This is a genomic window from Streptomyces sp. NPDC026206 (assembly GCF_040638465.1).
GTDB lineage: Bacteria > Actinomycetota > Actinomycetes > Streptomycetales > Streptomycetaceae > Streptomyces.
Map to the genome: position 1 here is coordinate 1 of NZ_JBEZYL010000011.1, position 18,267 is coordinate 18,267.

13 protein-coding genes and 1 pseudogene are annotated in these 18,267 nt (G+C 72.1%); 4 read left to right on the plus strand and 10 right to left on the minus strand.

The window, feature by feature from the left end; all coding sequences use genetic code 11:
* From AB0F13_RS17140 to AB0F13_RS17165, 6 genes and pseudogenes are all read right to left on the minus strand, one after another.
* Positions 1–446: pseudogene (locus AB0F13_RS17140) on the minus strand (lytic transglycosylase); the annotation flags it as partial.
* Between the two features lie 619 nt (positions 447–1,065).
* Complete coding sequence (locus AB0F13_RS17145; protein WP_362082115.1) at positions 1,066–2,928, minus strand: DNA/RNA non-specific endonuclease; 1,863 nt, start codon at positions 2,926–2,928, stop codon at positions 1,066–1,068.
* A 148-nt stretch (positions 2,929–3,076) separates the two neighbouring features.
* Positions 3,077–4,267, minus strand: coding sequence for an anhydro-N-acetylmuramic acid kinase (locus AB0F13_RS17150; protein WP_362082118.1), 1,191 nt, complete (start codon positions 4,265–4,267; stop codon positions 3,077–3,079).
* A gap of 33 nt (positions 4,268–4,300) precedes the next feature.
* Positions 4,301–5,653, minus strand: a complete 1,353-nt coding sequence (locus tag AB0F13_RS17155; protein WP_362082121.1) for an MFS transporter — start codon at positions 5,651–5,653, stop codon at positions 4,301–4,303.
* A gap of 114 nt (positions 5,654–5,767) precedes the next feature.
* On the minus strand, positions 5,768–6,874 hold the full coding sequence (locus tag AB0F13_RS17160; RefSeq protein ID WP_362082124.1) for a PP2C family protein-serine/threonine phosphatase: 1,107 nt from the start codon (positions 6,872–6,874) through the stop codon (positions 5,768–5,770).
* Between the two features lie 56 nt (positions 6,875–6,930).
* Positions 6,931–8,178 (minus strand): serine hydrolase domain-containing protein, encoded by a 1,248-nt coding sequence (locus AB0F13_RS17165; protein WP_362082127.1) that lies wholly within the window; start codon positions 8,176–8,178, stop codon positions 6,931–6,933.
* A gap of 338 nt (positions 8,179–8,516) precedes the next feature.
* On the opposite strand from AB0F13_RS17165, the gene AB0F13_RS17170 reads away from it, so the two are divergent.
* The gene (locus AB0F13_RS17170; protein ID WP_362082130.1) at positions 8,517–8,708 is read left to right on the plus strand and encodes a hypothetical protein; all 192 of its coding nucleotides are present in this window, start codon (positions 8,517–8,519) and stop codon (positions 8,706–8,708) included.
* A 197-nt stretch (positions 8,709–8,905) separates the two neighbouring features.
* Here AB0F13_RS17170 and AB0F13_RS17175 read toward each other — a convergent pair whose 3' ends face one another.
* The gene (locus tag AB0F13_RS17175; protein ID WP_362082133.1) at positions 8,906–9,337 is read right to left on the minus strand and encodes an ester cyclase; all 432 of its coding nucleotides are present in this window, start codon (positions 9,335–9,337) and stop codon (positions 8,906–8,908) included.
* A gap of 293 nt (positions 9,338–9,630) precedes the next feature.
* Here AB0F13_RS17175 and AB0F13_RS17180 point away from each other — a divergent pair, with 293 nt between their 5' ends.
* A complete protein-coding gene (locus AB0F13_RS17180) occupies positions 9,631–11,010 on the plus strand; it encodes an alkaline phosphatase (RefSeq protein ID WP_362082136.1) in 1,380 nt (459 codons plus the stop codon).
* An 81-nt stretch (positions 11,011–11,091) separates the two neighbouring features.
* On the opposite strand, the gene AB0F13_RS17185 is transcribed toward AB0F13_RS17180, so the two are convergent.
* From AB0F13_RS17185 to AB0F13_RS17195, 3 genes are all read right to left on the minus strand, one after another.
* Positions 11,092–12,165, minus strand: coding sequence for an alpha/beta hydrolase-fold protein (locus AB0F13_RS17185; RefSeq protein WP_362082139.1), 1,074 nt, complete (start codon positions 12,163–12,165; stop codon positions 11,092–11,094).
* Between the two features lie 122 nt (positions 12,166–12,287).
* The gene (locus AB0F13_RS17190; protein ID WP_362082142.1) at positions 12,288–12,908 is read right to left on the minus strand and encodes a phosphoribosylanthranilate isomerase; all 621 of its coding nucleotides are present in this window, start codon (positions 12,906–12,908) and stop codon (positions 12,288–12,290) included.
* Positions 12,909–12,936: 28 nt separating this feature from the next.
* On the minus strand, positions 12,937–14,544 hold the full coding sequence (locus AB0F13_RS17195) for an APC family permease (RefSeq protein ID WP_362082145.1): 1,608 nt from the start codon (positions 14,542–14,544) through the stop codon (positions 12,937–12,939).
* A gap of 213 nt (positions 14,545–14,757) precedes the next feature.
* Here AB0F13_RS17195 and AB0F13_RS17200 point away from each other — a divergent pair, with 213 nt between their 5' ends.
* Together AB0F13_RS17200 and AB0F13_RS17205 are read left to right on the plus strand one after the other, a co-directional pair.
* A complete protein-coding gene (locus AB0F13_RS17200; RefSeq protein WP_362082147.1) occupies positions 14,758–16,086 on the plus strand; it encodes an MFS transporter in 1,329 nt (442 codons plus the stop codon).
* 137 nt (positions 16,087–16,223) lie between these two features.
* Entirely contained in the window at positions 16,224–18,203 is a 1,980-nt protein-coding gene (locus AB0F13_RS17205; RefSeq protein ID WP_362082150.1) for a hypothetical protein, read from the plus strand.
* Positions 18,204–18,267 lie beyond the last annotated feature (64 nt).

An 18,267-nucleotide genomic window follows, 5' to 3' on the forward strand; every position in this document is an offset into this window, starting at 1 on the left:
TTGATCCAGCCGTCCAGGTTGTCCGCGTACGCCTTCTTCGCAGCAGCCGCAGGCTTGGCAGCGGGCTTGGCGGCAGGCTTGGCGGGGGCGGCCTCGACCGGCTTGCGCTCGGCCGAACGGCTCGCGGCCTGCTTACCGGCACGCTCAGCGTCGGCCTTCGCCTTCGCAGCGGCATCCGCACCGGCCTTCACAGCGGCCTTCGCGTCCACCCCGGCCTGCACGGCGGCCTCATCGGCCAGCTGCTCCAGCTCGGCCTGCTGCGTCTCACCGAAAGACTGAGCGCTCCACGCCACCGGCTTCACCGAAACCGACTCCGCGTCCGCGGCAACGGCCGGAACCGCGGCGAACGCCACAGCAGCCACACCGGCGGCCGCGATACCAGCGGCAGAGAACTTATGGACCTTGGTCAGACGGGTATAACCAGAAACAGTGGTGGTGGAGCGCATACGAGCTGAACCTCTTCCAATCGCGTACGTCGCAGTGGCCGTCATTGGCGCAAAAAGAGCGCCGCGTCTCGATCGACGGCGCCGTGCGACCCCGTAATTGTTAGCGGCAGCGAAAACCCCTGGCAATCATGTGACCTACGACCCCACGCCGTAAAAAACGCCTGCGGAACCCGTCCCACGCCGCGATACATGGCCCCTTGCTACTAAAGGAATGGGAAGGTGATCCGGGCCCTATGGGCGGCCTCACAACGCACGCCCCTCGGTCTCACCCTGTGCCGACGTCCGCTCACGCGACGCGGGCCCCTCACTCCCCCGCCGGGCCGCCCTCACGAAGGGCCCCGCCCTGTGCTCGCGGATGGCGAAAAACGCGCCAGCGGGTCAGAAGCTGGTCACGTTGGGTGATGGCCTCGTACCAGACGTCGCCATAGAGGCGGTAGCGGTCGCGTCGTGAGCCACGGAGCAGCGCGGGGACTTCCGTGACCTGCCAGGTTTCGGCCGGGCGCTCGGAATGCCTCCGCCCGGGCCGCCGCTCGGTCTCACACCGTTCGACGTCGAGCAGGTCGTCGCGAGGTGGCGGGCGAGCGGCGAAGGCCGGTAGCGGGGCGGCGGGGGCGCGGGATCAATGCCAGCGGATGTCGGCCAGACTCTCCAGTGGCCCCCGGTCCCCCACCGTCTCCGGTACCTCCAGGGTGTCCGCCTTGCGCAGGGCGGCCGGGAAGCGCAGGTGTCCTCGCTCCTCGACCTCGCGCAGGGTGACCTGGAAGACGCGGAATTCGTCCAGGTCGAGCGCCTCGAGCTGATTGAGGTTCTGGGTCAGCAGGAACGCCTTGCTCTTGAGCTGCCCTCCCTCGGAGAAGGCGATGACCTTCCAGAATTCGCGGGGGACCTGAATGCCCCGGTACAGGCGGTCGTCGTCCTGGAAGACCGGCCCGCCGAAGATGCTCACTCTCAGGTCGTCCACGTCGACGTCGGCGAAGATGGCCTCTTCGAGGTCTCCCCACAGGCCGTTCTTGCTGCTCTGGTTGAAGTCGTCCATCTGCGGCGTGATGTTGGTGTAGAAGAACGAGTCGACGTTCGCCTTCTGTGCCTCGGCCGGTCCTCCCCACAGCAGGTCGGCCCGGCGGGCTATGTGTCCCCGGTCGAGCCGGTTGCCTTCGTACATCTCGTTGCCCACCTGGAAGTCGGCGGGCAGGCGCGGGTCCTTGACGAATTCGATGCCCGTGCGGCTGAGCTTCTTCAGCGCGCCGCCGTCGTTGTTCCAGGCCACCCAGAAGGCGAAGCCGCGGGTCGAGCTCAGTGCCAGCGAGAAGTGCGTGTACCGGATGATCTCGGAGCCGTCGAGGCGGGCCGCGTCGCCGAGGACCGTCGGGTTGAGTTTCGGCGGGTCTATCCGCTGCCCCAGGAAGTCGGGGTCGTAGCCGTCCAGGACCTCCACCGCTTCGGGCACCGGTGGCCGCAGGCTGATCTCCAGCTTCTCGAAGACGGAGCTCGGCAGGCAGGCCAGCGCGTGCTCGTCCGGATCGCCGCCGCCCTCGCCGCCGAAGTGAAGGCCCGCAAGGATCCGGCCGGGCTTGCCGCGCGGGGACTTGAACATCCATGCCGCCCCCGAGTCGCCGCCCTGGCTGATCTCCCCGTCGGTGGGCATGTTGTCCGGGTCGGGGCCGATCTCGAAGCAGCCGATGGTCTTCTCCCCCACCACACCGCCGTAGTCGAGCTTCACGATGGTGTCGACGCGCCGCACCACCCCGTGCGTGACACCGGTCGTACGGCCGCTCTTGATCACCTTGTCGCCGAGTTCCGGTTCACCCAGTTCCTCGGGGACGACACCGAGTTCGCAGATCTCCGGGTTGAAGCGGCGGTCCTTGATCTTGGCCACGGCGCAGTCGCCGGCCACTCCCAGGTGGGAGCGCACCAGCGTGCCGAGGCGGTTGCGGGCGATGCGGTTGTCGTCGTGCGGGCCGGGCTGGACCACCTCCTCGCCCGGTTTGCCGAGGGGCCCTTGCAGTACGTGCCAGTTGCTCAGGACGTAGGGGGTGCCGTCCTTCCTGTCGAAGACGATGCAACCGATCGTGCCCGCCGAGACCTTGACGTGCGCGACGCTCGCGCCCGGGACGACCGGGTCCAGACGCGTCTTGCGGTCCGGGCTCTCCGCTTCCGGCACGACCCGGATGTGCGGCTGGTAGCTGCGTTCTATGACGTCGGTCGGCACCTCGACACCGTCCACCGTGACCGATGCGGGCAGTTCGCTTGTCCCCAGCGCCCGCAGCCCCTCGGGCTGCACCTTCTTGCCGACCGTGAACTGGAGCGCGAGTTCCTTCCCCCGTCTGCCGCCCTTCTCCCGGTAGCCGATGCCGATGGACGTCACGTTCGGGTCGTTCAGGAATCCCGGCCCCTGGGTGCGGATGAACTGCCGGAGAGAGGAGATGAGTTCGTTCCGCTCGGCGGCCGGAGCCTTGGGGGGCGCCTTCTTCTTGGGGGCCATGAGAGGACTTCCTTTCGCAGAGGACTTCCTTCCGCCCGCGCCCCCCGGCGGGCCGCATGCGCGATCGTTCGCGTTCCCTCGCCTTTCCGGTCCCCTTCCCAGCGTGTCACGCCGTGTACCGGATGGCATTTCCGAACGAACGGGCCGGTCAGGCGCGGTGCGGTGCCCTCACGCGAAGCCGCGTGGGCATGCCCCCGTCCCCGGGCGGCGGAAGGCGCAGCGGCCCCGCACCAGGGGTGAGCGAGCCGAGGATGCTCGCGTGCCGGGCTCCGGTGCACGCCGGTACCGTCGCGGTCAGGCCGTGCACGCTCAGGAAGCCGAGGACCGCGAAGGCGTACGCCTCCTTGGCCGCCGGCGGCAGACCCGACTCGCCGGACGTACGCAGCGGTACGCCGGCCAGTGCGGCCCGCAGCATCGTCATCAGCGTCGGATTGCGGGTGCCTCCCCCCGAGGCGATGACCTCGGTGCCCGCGCAGGACCGTACGGCGTCGGCCACCGTGTGCGCGGTGAGCGCGGTGACGGTGGCCACGACGTCGTCGCCGCCGGGGCGTGCCCGCTCCGGGCCGGACAGGGCGGCCAGCAGATAGGGCAGGTGGAAGCGTTCCTTTCCGGTGGTCTTCGGGGCGGGTCTCGCGTAGTACGGATCGGCGAGCAGCCGTTCGAGGAGCGGCCGGTGGACCGTGCCCCTGGCGGCCATCACGCCGTCGGTGTCGGCGCTACGGCGGCCGTCGGTGAGGTGCCGTACGGCCGCGTCGATCAGGGCGTTCGCGGGCCCGGTGTCGTACGCCGCGGGCGCCCGGCCGCCGCCGGTGACCGTGATGTTGGCGATGCCGCCGAGGTTGAGCGCGACCGGCCGCCCCGGCCTGCCGCGCAGCCACATGACGTCCACCGTGCTGACCAGCGGGGCGCCCTGCCCGCCGGCGGCGATGTCGCGGGAGCGGAAGTCCGATACCACCGGCAGCCCGGTGCGCTCGGCGATCCAGGAGGGCTGTCCGATCTGCAGGGAGCCGTGGGCGCGGCCGCCCCGCACCCAGTGGAAGACGGTCTGCCCGTGCGAGGCGACGAGGTCCGCGCGGCCCGCGCACAGTTCCCGGTCGGCCCGGGCGGCGGCCTCGGCGAAGGCCTGGCCGATGCGGGTGTCCAGCCGGCACACGGTCTCCAGGGTGGTGGACGCCGGTGGCAGTGCCGCGGTGAGCTCCTCGCGCAGCCTTTCGTCGTACGCGTGGCCGGTCAGGCCCAGCGGCGTCAGGTGGAGGGTGTCCCCCTCGGCCTGAAGGTCCGCCGCGGCCGCGTCGATGGCGTCGTACGACGTCCCCGACATCAGTCCGATCACCCGCATGGCCGCTCCCGCCCTCCTTCCGCCCGCCGGATGTCAGTCGCGCAAGGCGCGCCGGTGGTCGTCGCCGCGCAGTGTCAGCAGTGCCGCGGCGCTGATCGCGCAGGTCACCACGGTGTAGTAGGCCGGGACGTCCGCGTCGGCGGTCCGCTCGAGAGACCCGGTGATGACGAGGCCGGCGCAGCCCGAGAACACCGCGTTCGCCAGCGCGTAGGCCAGCCCCAGGCCCGTGCAGCGCACCCGGGCGGGGAACATCTCCGCCAGCATCGCCGGCCCCGGCCCCGCCATCAGTCCGACCGCCGCCCCGGCGGCGAACACCGCGAGGCCCTTGGCCGGTGCCCCGGCCGTGCCGCTCTGCACCACCCTCAGCAGGGGGAAGGCCAGCAGGACGACCAGCACCGCCCCGGTGACCATGACGGGCCGGCGGCCGACGCGGTCGCTCAGCGCCCCGGCGGGGAGGACGGACAGCGCGAAGCCGAGGTTCGCCAGGACGGTGGCGGCCAGGGCCTGGCTGAAGGTGGTGCCGAGCGTGTTCTGCAGATACGACGGAAGGACCACCAGGAAGGTGTAACCGGCGGCCGACCAGCCCATGATGCGTCCGGTCCCCAGCGCGACGGCCCGTACGACCTCGGCCCGGGGGGCCGCCGACGCCGCGGTGACGCCGGCTGCGGGGAGCTTGTCTTCCCCGCGCCGCGCCTGCCGGAACGAGGGCGTCTCCTCCAGCCGCAACCGCAGCCACAGCGCGACCAGGCCGAGGGGCAGCGCCAGCAGGAACGGCACCCGCCACCCCCAGCCGTACAGCGCCCTCTCACCGAGCCCGGTCGCCAGGGCGGCGGCCAGGCCCGCACCGGCGAGCAGGCCCAGGGCGACCGTGAAGGACTGCCAGGCCCCGTACAGGCCGCGCCTGCCGGGCGGGGCGGATTCCGTCATGAGCGACACCGCACCGCCGAACTCCCCGCCCGCGGAGAGGCCCTGCAGCACCCGCACGAGGGTGAGAACCCAGGGAGCCGCCGCGCCGAGCACGGCATGGGTGGGCAGCAGCCCGATGGCCGTGGTCGCGCCCGTCATCAGCAGCAGCGCCGCGACGAGGGCGGCGCGCCGCCCGAGCCGGTCCCCGGCCCGGCCGAAGAGGGCCGCGCCCACCGGCCGGAAGAAGAAGGCCAGCGCGAACGACGCGTAGGTCTTGACGAGGCTCTCGGCGCCGGCCGCCGCACCACCGCCGCCGCTGCCGTCGCCGCCGAAGAAGTTGGCGGCGATGACGGTGGCGAAGTACCCGTACGCCCCGAACTCGTACCACTCGATGAAGTTGCCCACCGAGCCGGCGGCCAGGGCGCGCCGCGCCCGTCCCCGGCGGAGGGCTTCGGCGCGGTCCGTGGTGGATGCGGACACCGGGAGCTCCTTCGTGAGCGACGGGTGTCCTGCAGGTGTAGCAGCCGCCGCGCCCGCGGGTGAAGCCCACCCGGCCGGCTCGCGGCCGGGGGACGTCCTCCTCGCCACGGCCGGTCAGGGACAGCGCTTGACGGCGACCAGGGCGACGTCGTCGTCGAGGGAGCCGGACACATGCGCGAGCAGGTCCTCATGGAGGCGTTGGACCAGGCGGCGCGGCTCCGTGTCGTTCCAGGTGGCGAGGCGTTCGGCGAGCGGGTAGAAGACGCCACGGGAGTCGCGGGCCTCGATGACGCCGTCCGTGTAGAGCAGAAGCAGGTCGCCGTCCCGGTAGGGGAAGGTCTGGGCCTCGTAGTCGTCCTCGGAGAGGTCGCCGCCCACGCCGAGGGGCAGAGCCGGGTCGCTCACCGTCAGCGGGGTGACCTCGCCGTCGCTCAGCAGCAGCGGAGGGGGATGACCGCAGCTGATCAAGTGGACCAGCGGTTCGTCGTCCGGGATCTCCATCACCGCGGCGGTCACGAAGCTCTCCTCGGCCGCCGGGTTGTTGATGAGGTCGGCCGCGTCCCAGTAGACGGTGTTGTGCAGGTGCGCGACCAGCCTGGGCAGGGGCGGGTACCGGTGTGCGGCAGCGTGGAAGGCGCCGAGGAGCAGGGCGGCGTCGCCGACTGCCGTCAGTCCTTTGCCGCGCACGTCGCCGATCATGATGCGGGTCCCCTGCCGGGCGCGTACGGCCGCGTACAGGTCGCCGCCGATCTGGGCCTCCGCCTCGGCGGAGGCGTACACCGACGCGATGCACAGCGGCCCGATGTGCGGTGGGAGCGGCCTGAGCAGGACCTTCTGGGCGACGTCGGCCACCGATCGCACCCTGACCAGAGTCTGCTCGTGCCGTTCGTGGATGGTGCCGAAGGCGACGACGAAGAGCGAGACCAGCAGAATGGCCACCATCTGCGCCTGGTGGTCGGCCTCCGTCAGGCGGCCGAGGAGGGCGCTGAGGAGGATCTGGGCCCCCACGGCGAGGGCACCGATGGCCGCGGTCAGCCGGGGGCCGCCGAACGTCGCGGTGATCGCCGGCGCCGCGACGAGCAGGGGGCCCAGGTGGATGTCCGCGCCGGTCAGCAGATCGAGGGCCACGATCACCACGATGAGGCCGACCGGTACCGCGATCAGCGCCCTGCGGTGACGCCATGACTGACCGGGGCCCGGCGGACTGTGCTGAAGGCGCATGGTCCCTGCTTACCTCCCCGGCGCCCCGGGTGCCGCCCGACACGTCCGGCCCGCCGTCAGATCCGAGGATCCTCGACGGCGGGCACGCTGTCGCCGCTGCCGTCCGGCGTGAGCGGCCGGTGCGCCGCGGAGGCGGGCCGCTTGCCGCAGAAGGCGGGTTCGAGCACGTCCATGAGGCCCTGCGTGACAGCGCTGTTGTTGGAGGCGTTGGCGAAGGCGACGACCGTCCGCCCGCCGTCCGGGGTGGCGTAGGTCTGGGTCTGGAAGCCCTGCACGATGCCGCCGTGGCCCAGCACCTTGCCGCAGGAGAGCGCGATCTCCCGTACGCCCAGCCCGTAGGCGGTCTTCGCCGTGCCCGTGGGGAGCGCGTTCGTCATCTGCCGCAGGGAGTCGTCCGAGACCAGCCCTCCGGCGCTGCCGGCGAGCAGTGCGGTGAGAAAGCGGTCGAGGTCGGCGGCGGAGGAGATCACAGCTCCCGCGCTCCAGACCCAGGAGGCGGTCTGTTCGGTGGAGTCCAGCAGCGGTTTCCCGCGGTCGTCGTTGGTGAGGTAGCCGGTGACGTGCGGGCCGGCGATGCGTTTGCCGGGCACCACGAAGGAGGTCCGGCGCAGCTTCAAGGGTTGGATGATCTGCCGGTGCAGCAGCTCGGCGTAGGGGCGTCCGGTGAGGTGCTCGACCGCGAGGGCCATCAGCACGGAATCGGTGTTCGAGTACGCGTAGTTGGTGCCCGGGGTGTACTGCAGGCCGTGTCCGACCGACATCGCCACCAGCTCCCGGGGGTCGTAGACGGTGTTGCGGATGCGCTTCTCGAAGGCGCTCGTCGTCTCTTCGCCGGGCTGTTCGAGGAGGTCGTCGGTGTGGTCGTAGACGCCTGCCCGGTGCTGCAGCACCTGGCGCCCGGTGATGCGCCAGTCGGCCGGCAGTGTTCCTTCCGGCAGGTAGGCGCGGAGCGGCTTGTCCAGGTCCATGCGCCCTTGTTCGACCAGGCGCATCACCAGGACCGAGGCGAACATCTTGCTGTTGCTGCCCACTCTGAAGCGCCTGCCGGCGTCCATGGGCGTGCCGTTCAGGTCCGCCTTGCCGACGGTCAGCGTCCGGTCACGGCCGGGCTTGCCGTGCTCCTTGATCACCGCGAACGCGCCCGGTGCGCCCTGGTTCACGGTGTGTTGCAGCGCGGCGCGTACGTGCGGGAGGTCCGGCGCGGGCGACGCGTGGGTGGCGGTGGCGTGCGCCGTGCCTGCCGCCACCATCACGGTCGTGGCCGCGACGGCGGCCATCGTCCGCAGCAGTCCGATTCCCGTCATTCCCAAGTCCCCCTGCTCTGCGATGTCTTGATCCGGTCACCGGCCCCTTCGGGGGCCCGGCCGGCCGAGATCGTACCGGGTGGCGGAGCGGGCTCCCCTGTCGTCCCGGCCGGTCACCGGGCCGGGGCAGCCGTCACCGGGACCGGCCGGAGGCGACTGGCGGCAGTGCGGCAAGGACTCCGAATTCCGTTGCGGCACATGGGTGATCAATCCGTCAGGTATTTGATTAGCCGCCTATATACCTGCACAGTTCGACTAGGCGGAATCTCACATGTTCCGCGGGTATCCCACTCACGACAGTCAGGGGAGTGATCGTGAAGGGTGGAAAGAAGAAGTACATGGAAAGGCGACAAGGCAACGCACGTCGCCGGCATCCCCTCGCCGATCAGCTGCATGACGCCCTGACCATCGTGATCGTGGTCATCGTCGTGGCCGTCTGCTCGCCCGGCCTGAGTCCGGAAGCACTGGGACTGATCGGTGTGGTGACGACCGTACTCGGCTCACGGGCCCGGGCGAGGGCCGGGCAGTAGGAAGGCGGTGGTCGGCCCCCCGCCTCCGCCTTCGCTCCCGGCAGCCGCGCGAAGGCCGTGGCGGACCCCTACGGCAGGACCGGCGCCCTCACGGCTCCGGTGATGAAGAAGACGGTGACCTGCGACTGCGGGTCTTTCCGTTCCGGTCTCCTCTCACGACCCCTCGCCGGGGGGTGGTACCGCCCCCCGGCCGGCAATCATGACGCCCCGTCCGGGGCCGGGACGACCCCGAGCTGCTGCAGGAATCCGAGCAGGTCCTTGTCCGACCATTTCTCCGCGAGCCTTCCGTTCTCGACGCGGTGAATGACGATCGCCGTCATCACGATCTGCTTCCCCGTGGCGGGAATTCCGGGAAGGTCTCCCTCCTGAACGCCCCGGGCGACGAGCCTGGTCACGACCTTGTCGCCCTCGGCCACCTGGTCCTGGATCTCGTGAGTGCCGGGGGTCGCCTCCCAGAACATGCGGAACGCCTGCTTGAGCCCTTCCCGGCCCGGGGCGAAGCCGGGAAACGGCGGCGGGGAGTGGTCGTGGTAGTCCTCGGCCACGAGCTCGTCCAGGGCGTCCACGTTGCCCTTGTCGATCTCTTCGTAGAACCGCCGGACCAGCTTTTTGTTCTCCTGAGCGGACACGGTGACCTCCGTCGTGTGCGGTCCGGTGCGGACCTGGGCGCGTACCCACCGCGTAGCGTCACGGAGCGGGCCCGCCCGGCCCCGGTGACACGCCCGTCCGCCGGCGACGTTCACCCCGGGAGCCGCGTCGGGCCGGCCTGCCGCGCCTTCGACGCCTCCCGGCGTGCTGCGGGGGACCGGCGCACGATGCTCTGCGGGGTTCTCCCAAGGGAGCGTGCACAAGGTGCTCTTGACAGTGGTTGCACACTACTTGCAACCACTCGGAGATCGCTCTTCCCTGGAGGTTCGTCAGCATGAAGACCCGTGTCACCAGGAAGCGTTCCTACCACCGCCGCGCCCTCGGGGCGGCGGCGCTGCTCGTCGCCGGCATCGCGGTGCCCGCCGGGGCCGCCGCGCCGGACTCGGGCCCGGCGCCGTCGCATACGGCCACGGGCGGCACCGCGCGCAACGTCATCCTGCTGATCGGCGACGGCATGGGGGACTCCGAGATCACCCTCGCCCGCAACTACACGGTGGGTGCCGCGGGCCGGCTGCACATGGACCGGTTACCGATGACCGGTGCCTACACCACCTACGCGGTCGACAAGAACGGGCGGCCGGACTACGTCACCGACTCGGCGGCCAGCGCCACCGGCTGGGCCACCGGCCACAAGACCGTCAACGGCCGGCTGTCCAAGACCCCGGACACGGACAGACCACTGCCCACGATCCTGGAGCTCGCGCAGCGCAACGGCCTCGCCACCGGCAGCGTCACCACCGCCGAGCTCACCGACGCCACCCCCGCCGCGATCGCCGCGCACGCCACCGACCGCAGCTGCCAGGGTCCCGCCGACATGAAGCGGTGTCCGGGCGACACCCAGGGCCGTGGCGGGCCGGGCTCCATCGCCGAGCAGAGCGTCGCGCACGGCGTCGACGTCCTTCTCGGGGGTGGGAAGCGGCGCTTCGACCAGACCATCACCGAGGGCCCGGACCGGGGCATGACCGTCACCCAGCAGGCGCGGCGGCGCGGTTACCGGGTGGTGACCGATGCGGGGGAGCTGCGCGCGGCGCGGCCGGGACGGCCGGTGCTCGGCCTGTTCGCCCCCGACGGCGTCCCCGTCGAGTGGACGGGCAGGCCCGCGGCCGGCGGGGGCACCGGCCCCCAGCGGTGTGTCACCTCCAACCCCGGGCGCCCGGCCGGGACACCGAGCCTGGAGGCACAGACCCGTAAGGCGCTCGAACTCCTCGAGGGCAAGCGGGCCGCGGGCCGTGACCGGACGGGCAAGGGCTTCTTCCTCCAGGTCGAGGGCGCCAACATCGACACCCAGGACCACCTGGCCGACCCATGCGGACAGATCGGCGAGACCGCCGCCTTCGACCGGGCCGTGAAGGTCGCGCGCGAGTACGCCGCGAAGCACCCCGACACCCTGGTGGTCACCACCGCCGATCACGGTCACAGCAGCCAGATCGTGCCGTTGGACGCCGAGCCCGCCGGCCTGTCCGCCACGCTCGTCACCGATGAGGGCGGCCGGATGAAGGTCAGTTACGGCACCCAGTCGGGCGGCGGGGGCCAGAAGCACACCGGCACCGAGGTCCGCATCGCGGCCCAGGGCCCGCAGGCCCACCGGGTCCTCGGAGTCACCGACCAGACGCAGCTGTTCACCACCCTGCGCACGGCGCTCGCCCTGCGCTGACGGCTGCGCGGCACACGGGGCCGGCGTTCACTCCCGGAGCCGGAAGTCAGGTCCGCACCCTTGACGCGTGAACGGCCGGGGTCAGCCGGAGGGTGTGGGGCCGTCCATGTGCTTGCTGATCCACTCGATGGGGCCCGTGCCCATGCTGGGCACGTAGGTCTTGGCGTTGTGCTCGCCGTCGGGTATCTCCCGCAGCATGGTGTGGACCGGGCCCTTGTCGCCGTAGGCGGAGACGAACTCCTTCGCGTCGGCCATGGCCTTCTTCTCCTTCGTACCGACCTGGAAGGCGAGGTAGACGTCCGGCCCCTTGATGTCGATCAGCCGCTTGGCCAGCACCTTGGGGTTGTTCTCCGCCTTCTCCTTCTCATGGCCGGCCCACAGCGGGGAGTCGGGGACGGTGTCCGGGCCCGAGGCGATGACGGCCTTGAACCTGTCAGGGTGCTTGAGCACGGCCTTCAGGCCGGAGAAGCCGCCGGAGGAGGAGCCCATGAAGGCCCAGCCGTCACGCTGTTTGAGGGTGCGGAAGTTCTGCTTCATCAGGTCCGGGACGTCCTCGGTCAGCCAGGTGCCCATCTTGGCCTGGCCGGGGATGTCGCTGCCGTCGTGGTAGTTCTTCTCGTCCGGGTTCAGGACGGGCATGGCGAGGAGGAAGGGCAGGCTCTTGCCCTCCTTCGACCACTGGGCGATCGAGGACTGCAGTTTGAGGTCGGTGCCCATCCAGTAATTGGTGGGGTAGCCGTTGCCGCCGGGCAGCGCGATCATGACGGGGAAGCCGCTCTTGCTGTACTTCGGGTCGTCGTACTGCTTCGGTGCCCAGACCCACACCTTGCCCTTGAAGCCGGACTTCTTGCCGTCCAGCGTGACGACACCGATCTTGGTGCCGTCGGCCAGGGTGTTGGCGACGCGGAAGCCGGCCTTGGGGCCGGTCGGCATCAGCGGCCCGGACCCGGTCTGTCCCTGGCTGCCGCCTCCGGCGGCGTCCTGCCCGAAGCTGAGCGGGTCGCCCTTGTCGGAGAAGGCCCCGAAGGAGTCCAGGACCGGCCAGGCGATCAGAGCGAGCGCGGCCATGGCCCCCAGGACGACCATCCACCGTCTGGTGTGCGGGTTGCGGCGGCGGCCGGAGGGGCGGTGGTTCCCGTCGGGTGCGTGCGTCATCGTTGTCGCTCCTTGTCGCCCGCTCCGACGGCCACCGGGAGGGTGTCGTGTGCTGTAGCCATGACACCGCAGCGTGGCGGGGCGCTCTAAGAGCCTTCTAAGAGCCCGGTACCGGGCAGGGGTCAGGCCGTGCCGTCGGCGCCCCGGGCGGCCGCGACGAACGCGGTGATGAGGGCCGCGTCCTTCACACCGCGGCTGGACTCGACCCCGCTGGAGACGTCCACGCCCCAGGGGGACACCTCGCGTACGGCGCGGCCGACGTTGCCGGCGTCGAGCCCGCCGGCGAGGATCCACCGGCCCGCGGGCGGGACGAACCGCGGATCGGTCCAGTCCCATGCCTGCCCCGACCCCGGTGCGGGGGCGTCCAGCAGCAACAGGTGCTCACCCTGCGCGCCGCACCGCTCGGGCCGCCGCGGGTCGGGGGCGGTGGCCCGTAGGAGGGTGTAGCCCTGGTCCCGCAGCGCCGGGTAGTACGCAGGGCTCTCGCCGCCGTGCAGCTGGACGGCCCGGAGCCCGGCCGCGGCGGCCAGGGCTGCGACCTCCTCCAGCGGCTGGTCCCTGAAGACGCCGACGGTGAGGAGGTGCGGCGGGACGCGCTCGGCGAGCTCGCGGGCCACGGCCGCCTCGACGCGGCGGGGGCTCCGCGCGAAGACGAACCCGATCGCGTCGGCTCCCGCGGTGACCGCGGCGTCCACGTCCCGGGCCGTCCGCAGCCCGCAGATCTTGATGAACAGCTCACTCACATCCTCATGCCGGCGCCTTGTACGCAGCCTATGTCAGGACGGTTTCGCCGGGTCCGCGCCCGCTGCCGATCTGTCCGACGCCCGAGCGGACCGCCCAGAAGAAGATCGCCAGGGTGACGGCCGCGACGGTGAGCGAGTCGTAGGGTGCGGGCAGCCGTCCCGAGCCCTTGAACGTGCCGAGCCATGACAGCACGGTCAGCACCCCCAGGTAGACCACCAGCCACATGCCCTCACGCAGTTCGGTGGCGAGCGGGCGGCCGTCGTGACCGGAGCGCCGCATCGCCAGGAAGACCAGCAGGCCGGCCAGGACGAGGGGCAGGGCCAGCCGCAGGTCGTGCCAGCCCGACCAGTACACGAACTCGCTGGAGACGACGAAGCTGATGGGCGCGATCCAGCCCAGACCGGGCACCCACCCGGCCATCGCGATGCCCGGCGCGGCCCGGAAGACGGCGACGGCGACCGCCGAGGCCGCATACACCAGCAGGTACATGTCGCCCATGATGCTGACGATGGACTGCCAGCCGCCGAAGGGCAGCAGGAAGACCACGACAACGGCGAGGTTCAGCGCGAGGGCCCGGTGCGGGATGCCGTAGCGTCGGCTGACCTGGATGAACGCCCGGGGAATGGTGCGGTTCTTGGCGAGCGCGTAGGTGTGGCGGGCGTTGAGCGCCACACCGACGTAGGCCGAGCCGCCCGGTGAGACCACCGCGTCGGCGTAGAGCAGGCTGGAGAGCCAGTGCAGGTTCAGGGCGAGCGCCAACTGGCCGAACGGCGACTCGAAGTCGACGCCCTTCCAGCCGAGGCCGAGCAGGCTTTCGGGGAGGGTGAAGAGGAAGGCCAGCTGCAGGGCCAGGTACATCAGCAGGGCCAGAGCGATGGCGGTGAGCACCGACGCCGGGATGGTGCGGCGGGGGTCGCGGGTCTCGCCGGAGAAGTCCAGCGCGGCCTGGAATCCGTTGACCGAGTAGACGATGCCGCCACCCGCGAGCGCGGACAGGCAGGCCGCGTAGCCGTAGGGGGCGAATCCGCCGTGGCCGGTCAGGCGCCCGGAGTGCCATCCGGAGGCGAAGAGGGCGATGACGGTGACCACCGGCACAATGATTTTGAATACCGCCACGAGGTTGTTCAGCCGCGCGAACGTCCGTACCGCGAACCAGTTCAGCGCGGTCAGCAGGACGCTCAGGGCGACGGCGAGGCCGAGGCCGGTGGCGCTGAGGGTGTGGCCGCTGTAGATGTCCGGCAGGTAGTGGTCGGCGTACTGCATGATCGCACTGATCTCGGCGGCGGTACCGCCCACCGACAGCAGCACCGACCAGCCGATGAGCGTGCCGACCAGCCGCCCGCCGGCGTACAGCGGCCAGCGGACCGTGCCGCCGCCCTCCGGCCGTGAGGCGCCGAGCTCGATCATGACGAGGGCCACCAGGCCGCACAGCACGCCCGCGCCCACCCACGTCAGCAGGGCCGCGGGCCCGGCGGTCCGTGCCGCGTACATGGCGGCGAACAACCAGCCGGAGCCGACGATGTTGGAGAAGCCGATCGCCGTCAGGCCCCAGAAGCCCAGGTCCCGGTGGAGGCGCCGCTCCTGCACGGCCGCCTCGGGAGCACCGGCTTCCACCGGCAACTGATGATCCGACACTTCCTCATTCCTCCTGGCTCCTCGGTCCCGGCCGTGGCCGCGCGGCCCGGTGTCACCCCATGGTGGCGCGTGGTGAGGGCGAACGCGTGAAGGCGGGCGGCGCGGCCGCCGGCGCCGGTCCCGCGCAGCCCTCGCGCATTGACAACCACGGTGCGTCAATGGCCTCCTCTCAGGTGTTGGACCGCCGTGCCCGGGCGAGGTGAGGGTGGAGGCATGCCACAAGCACCTCTCCCGCGCACTCCCCTCTTCGTCACCGCCGGCGCCACCCTCGTCGCCGTGGACCGCGGCCCGGCCGCGGCGGGCGGCGCACCGGCGTCCGCGCGCCGCCGGCCGGGTGCACGCCGTCCCGCGCGGAGCCCGTACGCCCGCATCTTCGCCGTGCCCGGGACCCGTGCGTTCACCGCCTGGAACCTGCTGTCCCGGCTGCCCATGGGCATGTTCGGCGTCAGCGCGGTGCTCATGATCTCGACCGCGCGGGGTTCGTACGCGCTTGCGGGGGCCGTCACCGCGACCGGGCTCGCCGCGACGGCGGTGGCCGGGCCGTGGACGGCGCGGCTCGTGGACCGGCACGGGCAGGCCCGTGTCGCCGTACCGGCCGCCGTGGTGGCCGCGCTGGGGTCGCTGGCCCTGGTGGTGTGCGTGCGGTGCGACGCGCCCGACTGGACGCTGTTCGCCGCGTACGCGGCGACGGCGGCCACGCCGAACACAGGTGGCATGTCACGCGCCCGTTGGGCGCACATCTTCCGGGCCGACCCGGCCGCTCTGCACACCGCCAACTCCTTCGAACAGGCCGCGGACGAGGCGTGCTTCATGCTGGGGCCGGTGCTCGCCGCCTTCCTGTGCACCGCTGTTCTGCCCGAGGCGGGCACGTTCGCCGGCGCGGTCCTCTTCCTGACGGGCACGGCCGGCTTCGCCGCCCAGCGCCGCACCGAGCCTCCGGTGGCTCCCCGGCCGTCCTCCTCGCGGTCCCCGCTGCACGGCAACCCGGCTCTGGCGCTTGTCCTGGCCGTCTTCGTCTGCACCGGCACGGTCTTCGGCTCGCTGGAGGTGGTCACCATCGGCTTCGCCGACGGCCTGGGCCAACGACCGCTGGCGGGCGCGGTGCTGGCCCTGCAGGCGGCCGGTTCCTGTGCCGCCGGGCTGCTGTACGGGCGGGCCCGGCCGGCGGGCCCGGCCGGTGCCCGCTTCCCGCGCTGCCTGGCCGCGATGGCCGCCCTGGCGTTCCTGCCGCCGGCGGCCGCGGGCACCGGCAGCCTCCCGGCCCTGGCCGGCGCACTCCTCCTCGCGGGCATGGCCACCGCGCCGGCCATGGTCACCGGCATGGGTGTGGTGCAGAGCACGACGCCGCCGGGCCGGCTGAACGAGGGCATGACCCTGGCCGTGACGGGGCTGCTCACCGGCATCGCGGCGGGCTCCGCGGCGGGCGGCTGGAGCGTGGAGCACATGGGCGCCGCCACCGGCTACGCGGTGCCCGCCGCGGCCGCCTCCCTGGCCCTGTTCACCGCGGTGACCGGCCGGACCGCGCTCCGTCACCGGAGTTGACCGTCGTCCCGGGCCACGGATCTCGTCGTAACCGTCGCGCGCGCCAGACCCGCGTGGCAGCATTCTGTGACCGGTCGGCAGCGTCACGTGCCGGCTTGAGGGGGGCGATCGACGTGCCGGAACCATTGAGACGGCCTTTGGGAATCGAGGGCATCGAGGCGTTGTACCAGGACTGCCGCGCACGGGTGCAGGACGGGCGCGCCGGGCAGGGCGGGCGGGGGTTGCCCGTGCTGGTGCTGGCCGGCAAGCGCGGCAGCGGCAAGACCACCGTCCTGGAGTGGCTGGGCTACCTGGGCTCGCACCGGCCGCACGCGCTGTACGACTTCGGCTCGGCCGCGCCGCGACGGCCCCATGAGGTCGCCGGGCGGCTGGCCTACGGGCTGTCGCACCGCTTCGCCCGCCAGCCCGCGCTGCTGTTCCCGCGGCTGACCCTGGGCCTGGTCGTGGTGGACCCCGGCCTCTTCCTCGACCCGAACGACTCCGGGAAGGCCGGCCGCCAGCTGCGCCGCGCCCTGCAGGAGGCCGGCGACCACACGGCGGTGGCCGACCGCGCCGCCGAGGTGGCCGGGCTGCTGCAGGACCTGAACCTGCTGCAGATACCCGGCGCCGGCCTGCTGGCCGGCCTGATCCGCCATCCACCGCGGCTGCCGCTCGGCCTGGCCCGGCGCACCGCACTCGCCTGGTACGCGGGACCGCACACTCCGCTGCACGAACTCGTCGCGCTCAACCGGCTCAGCAAGAGCGAGGCGGGTATCGACCGGGCCGCGGTGGACCGGCGGCTGTGCGCGGCGTTCCTGGCGGATCTGCGCGGGGAGTACGCCCGCCGCCGACGGGACCGCAACTGCGTGGTGCTGCTGGACAACATCGACGCCGACGGCGGCCGGGAGTTCCTCGACCTGCTGATGCAGCTCCGGGACGCCGGCGCGGCACCCGACCCGCTGCTGGCCGTCGCCACCGCGTCCGATGCCGGGAGGATCCCCGCGCCCTTCGCGCCCGGCCCGTCCGGGGTGGTGATCCGCTCGCCCGAGCAGGCCTCGTACGCCGACTGGCGGCAGGCCATTCCGGACCCGCCACCGGACATGTCGTGGCGCTGGTACTGCGTTGAGCTGCGCGACCTGACCTCCGGCGAGGTCTCCCAGCTCGGTGCGGGTGTCGCCGCGCGCCTGCCGGAGGCGCCGCCGCTGGTGCACCAGCTGACGCGCGGACACCCCTGGAGCGCGCACCGGTTGCTCGACGCGGCGGCGCGCGCCATGGGGCGCGAGGACCCCGGCCCCCTGCTGTGCGGGCTGCTCTCCGCCCCCGCGCCGGCCGAGGGTTCACCGGCGGCCGCGCCGCTCGGCAGCGCCGTACTGCGGGACGTGCTGCAGGAGCTGACCGACGATCAGCGAGCGGCGCTCGTCGCGTGCTGCGCCGCCCGCGAGTTCGACTCGGCGTGCGACGCCGGGCTTCTCGACACGTTCTCGCTCCACACGCGCAACACCCTGGCCCGTGAGATGGGTACCCGGCTGTGGCTGGTCGACCCCGTTCCGCAGGACGCCGGGGTGCGCGGCGGCCGCGGCTCCGGCTATCTGAAGGACTCCCACCCGTTGCCACTGACGGGCGGGCCGGTCCTGCACCCCTGGCTGCGGCTCCTCCTGTGCGGGGAACTGGCCCGCTCGCCGCGCCGGTGGGAGCAGGTGCACGAGGAGTTACGGGGCTGGCATCTGCTGCACGGCCACCCTCTCGACGTGCTCTACCACGCCCTCGCCCTCGGGCGGCTGGACGACGTCGTCGGCCACCTCGCCGGCGGTCTGGTGGAACTGGCCGACACCGACGCCTGGTTGTACGAGCTGTACGCGGTCACGGCCGCGCCCCTGCGGGAGCCGGTGCTGGCCGGGCTGACGGCGACCCTGCGGGCGGACCGGCTCGCGGCCGAACTCGCCCCGCGCTCGTTCGCCGAGCGCAGGACCCTGAGCGTCCTGGTGGCCGCCCTGTGGCTGGCGACCGATCCGCGGAACCGGCTGCCCAGCGCACGGCCCGAACTCAACCTCACGATCAGCTCGATGTTCCAGGACCTGGCCATGCGCTCCGACCCGCGCCGGGTCGGGCTCAGGCACGAGGCCGCCAAGTACATGTGAGAGCGCGTCCGGCGCGCCCCCGGCAACGGAGCGCCCGGGAGCGCCTCAGCCCAGCAAGGAGCCG

Bases quoted from the DNA above. Each gene is read 5' to 3' on its own strand.
- AB0F13_RS17200 (WP_362082147.1), top strand. From the start codon at position 14,758: ATGCCACAAGCACCTCTCCCGCGCACTCCCCTCTTCGTCACCGCCGGC.
- AB0F13_RS17185 (WP_362082139.1), bottom strand. From the start codon at position 12,165: ATGACGCACGCACCCGACGGGAACCACCGCCCCTCCGGCCGCCGCCGC.
- AB0F13_RS17180 (WP_362082136.1), top strand. From the start codon at position 9,631: ATGAAGACCCGTGTCACCAGGAAGCGTTCCTACCACCGCCGCGCCCTC.
- AB0F13_RS17145 (WP_362082115.1), bottom strand. From the start codon at position 2,928: ATGGCCCCCAAGAAGAAGGCGCCCCCCAAGGCTCCGGCCGCCGAGCGG.
- AB0F13_RS17170 (WP_362082130.1), top strand. From the start codon at position 8,517: ATGGAAAGGCGACAAGGCAACGCACGTCGCCGGCATCCCCTCGCCGAT.
- AB0F13_RS17165 (WP_362082127.1), bottom strand. From the start codon at position 8,178: ATGACGGGAATCGGACTGCTGCGGACGATGGCCGCCGTCGCGGCCACG.
- AB0F13_RS17150 (WP_362082118.1), bottom strand. From the start codon at position 4,267: ATGCGGGTGATCGGACTGATGTCGGGGACGTCGTACGACGCCATCGAC.
- AB0F13_RS17160 (WP_362082124.1), bottom strand. From the start codon at position 6,874: ATGCGCCTTCAGCACAGTCCGCCGGGCCCCGGTCAGTCATGGCGTCAC.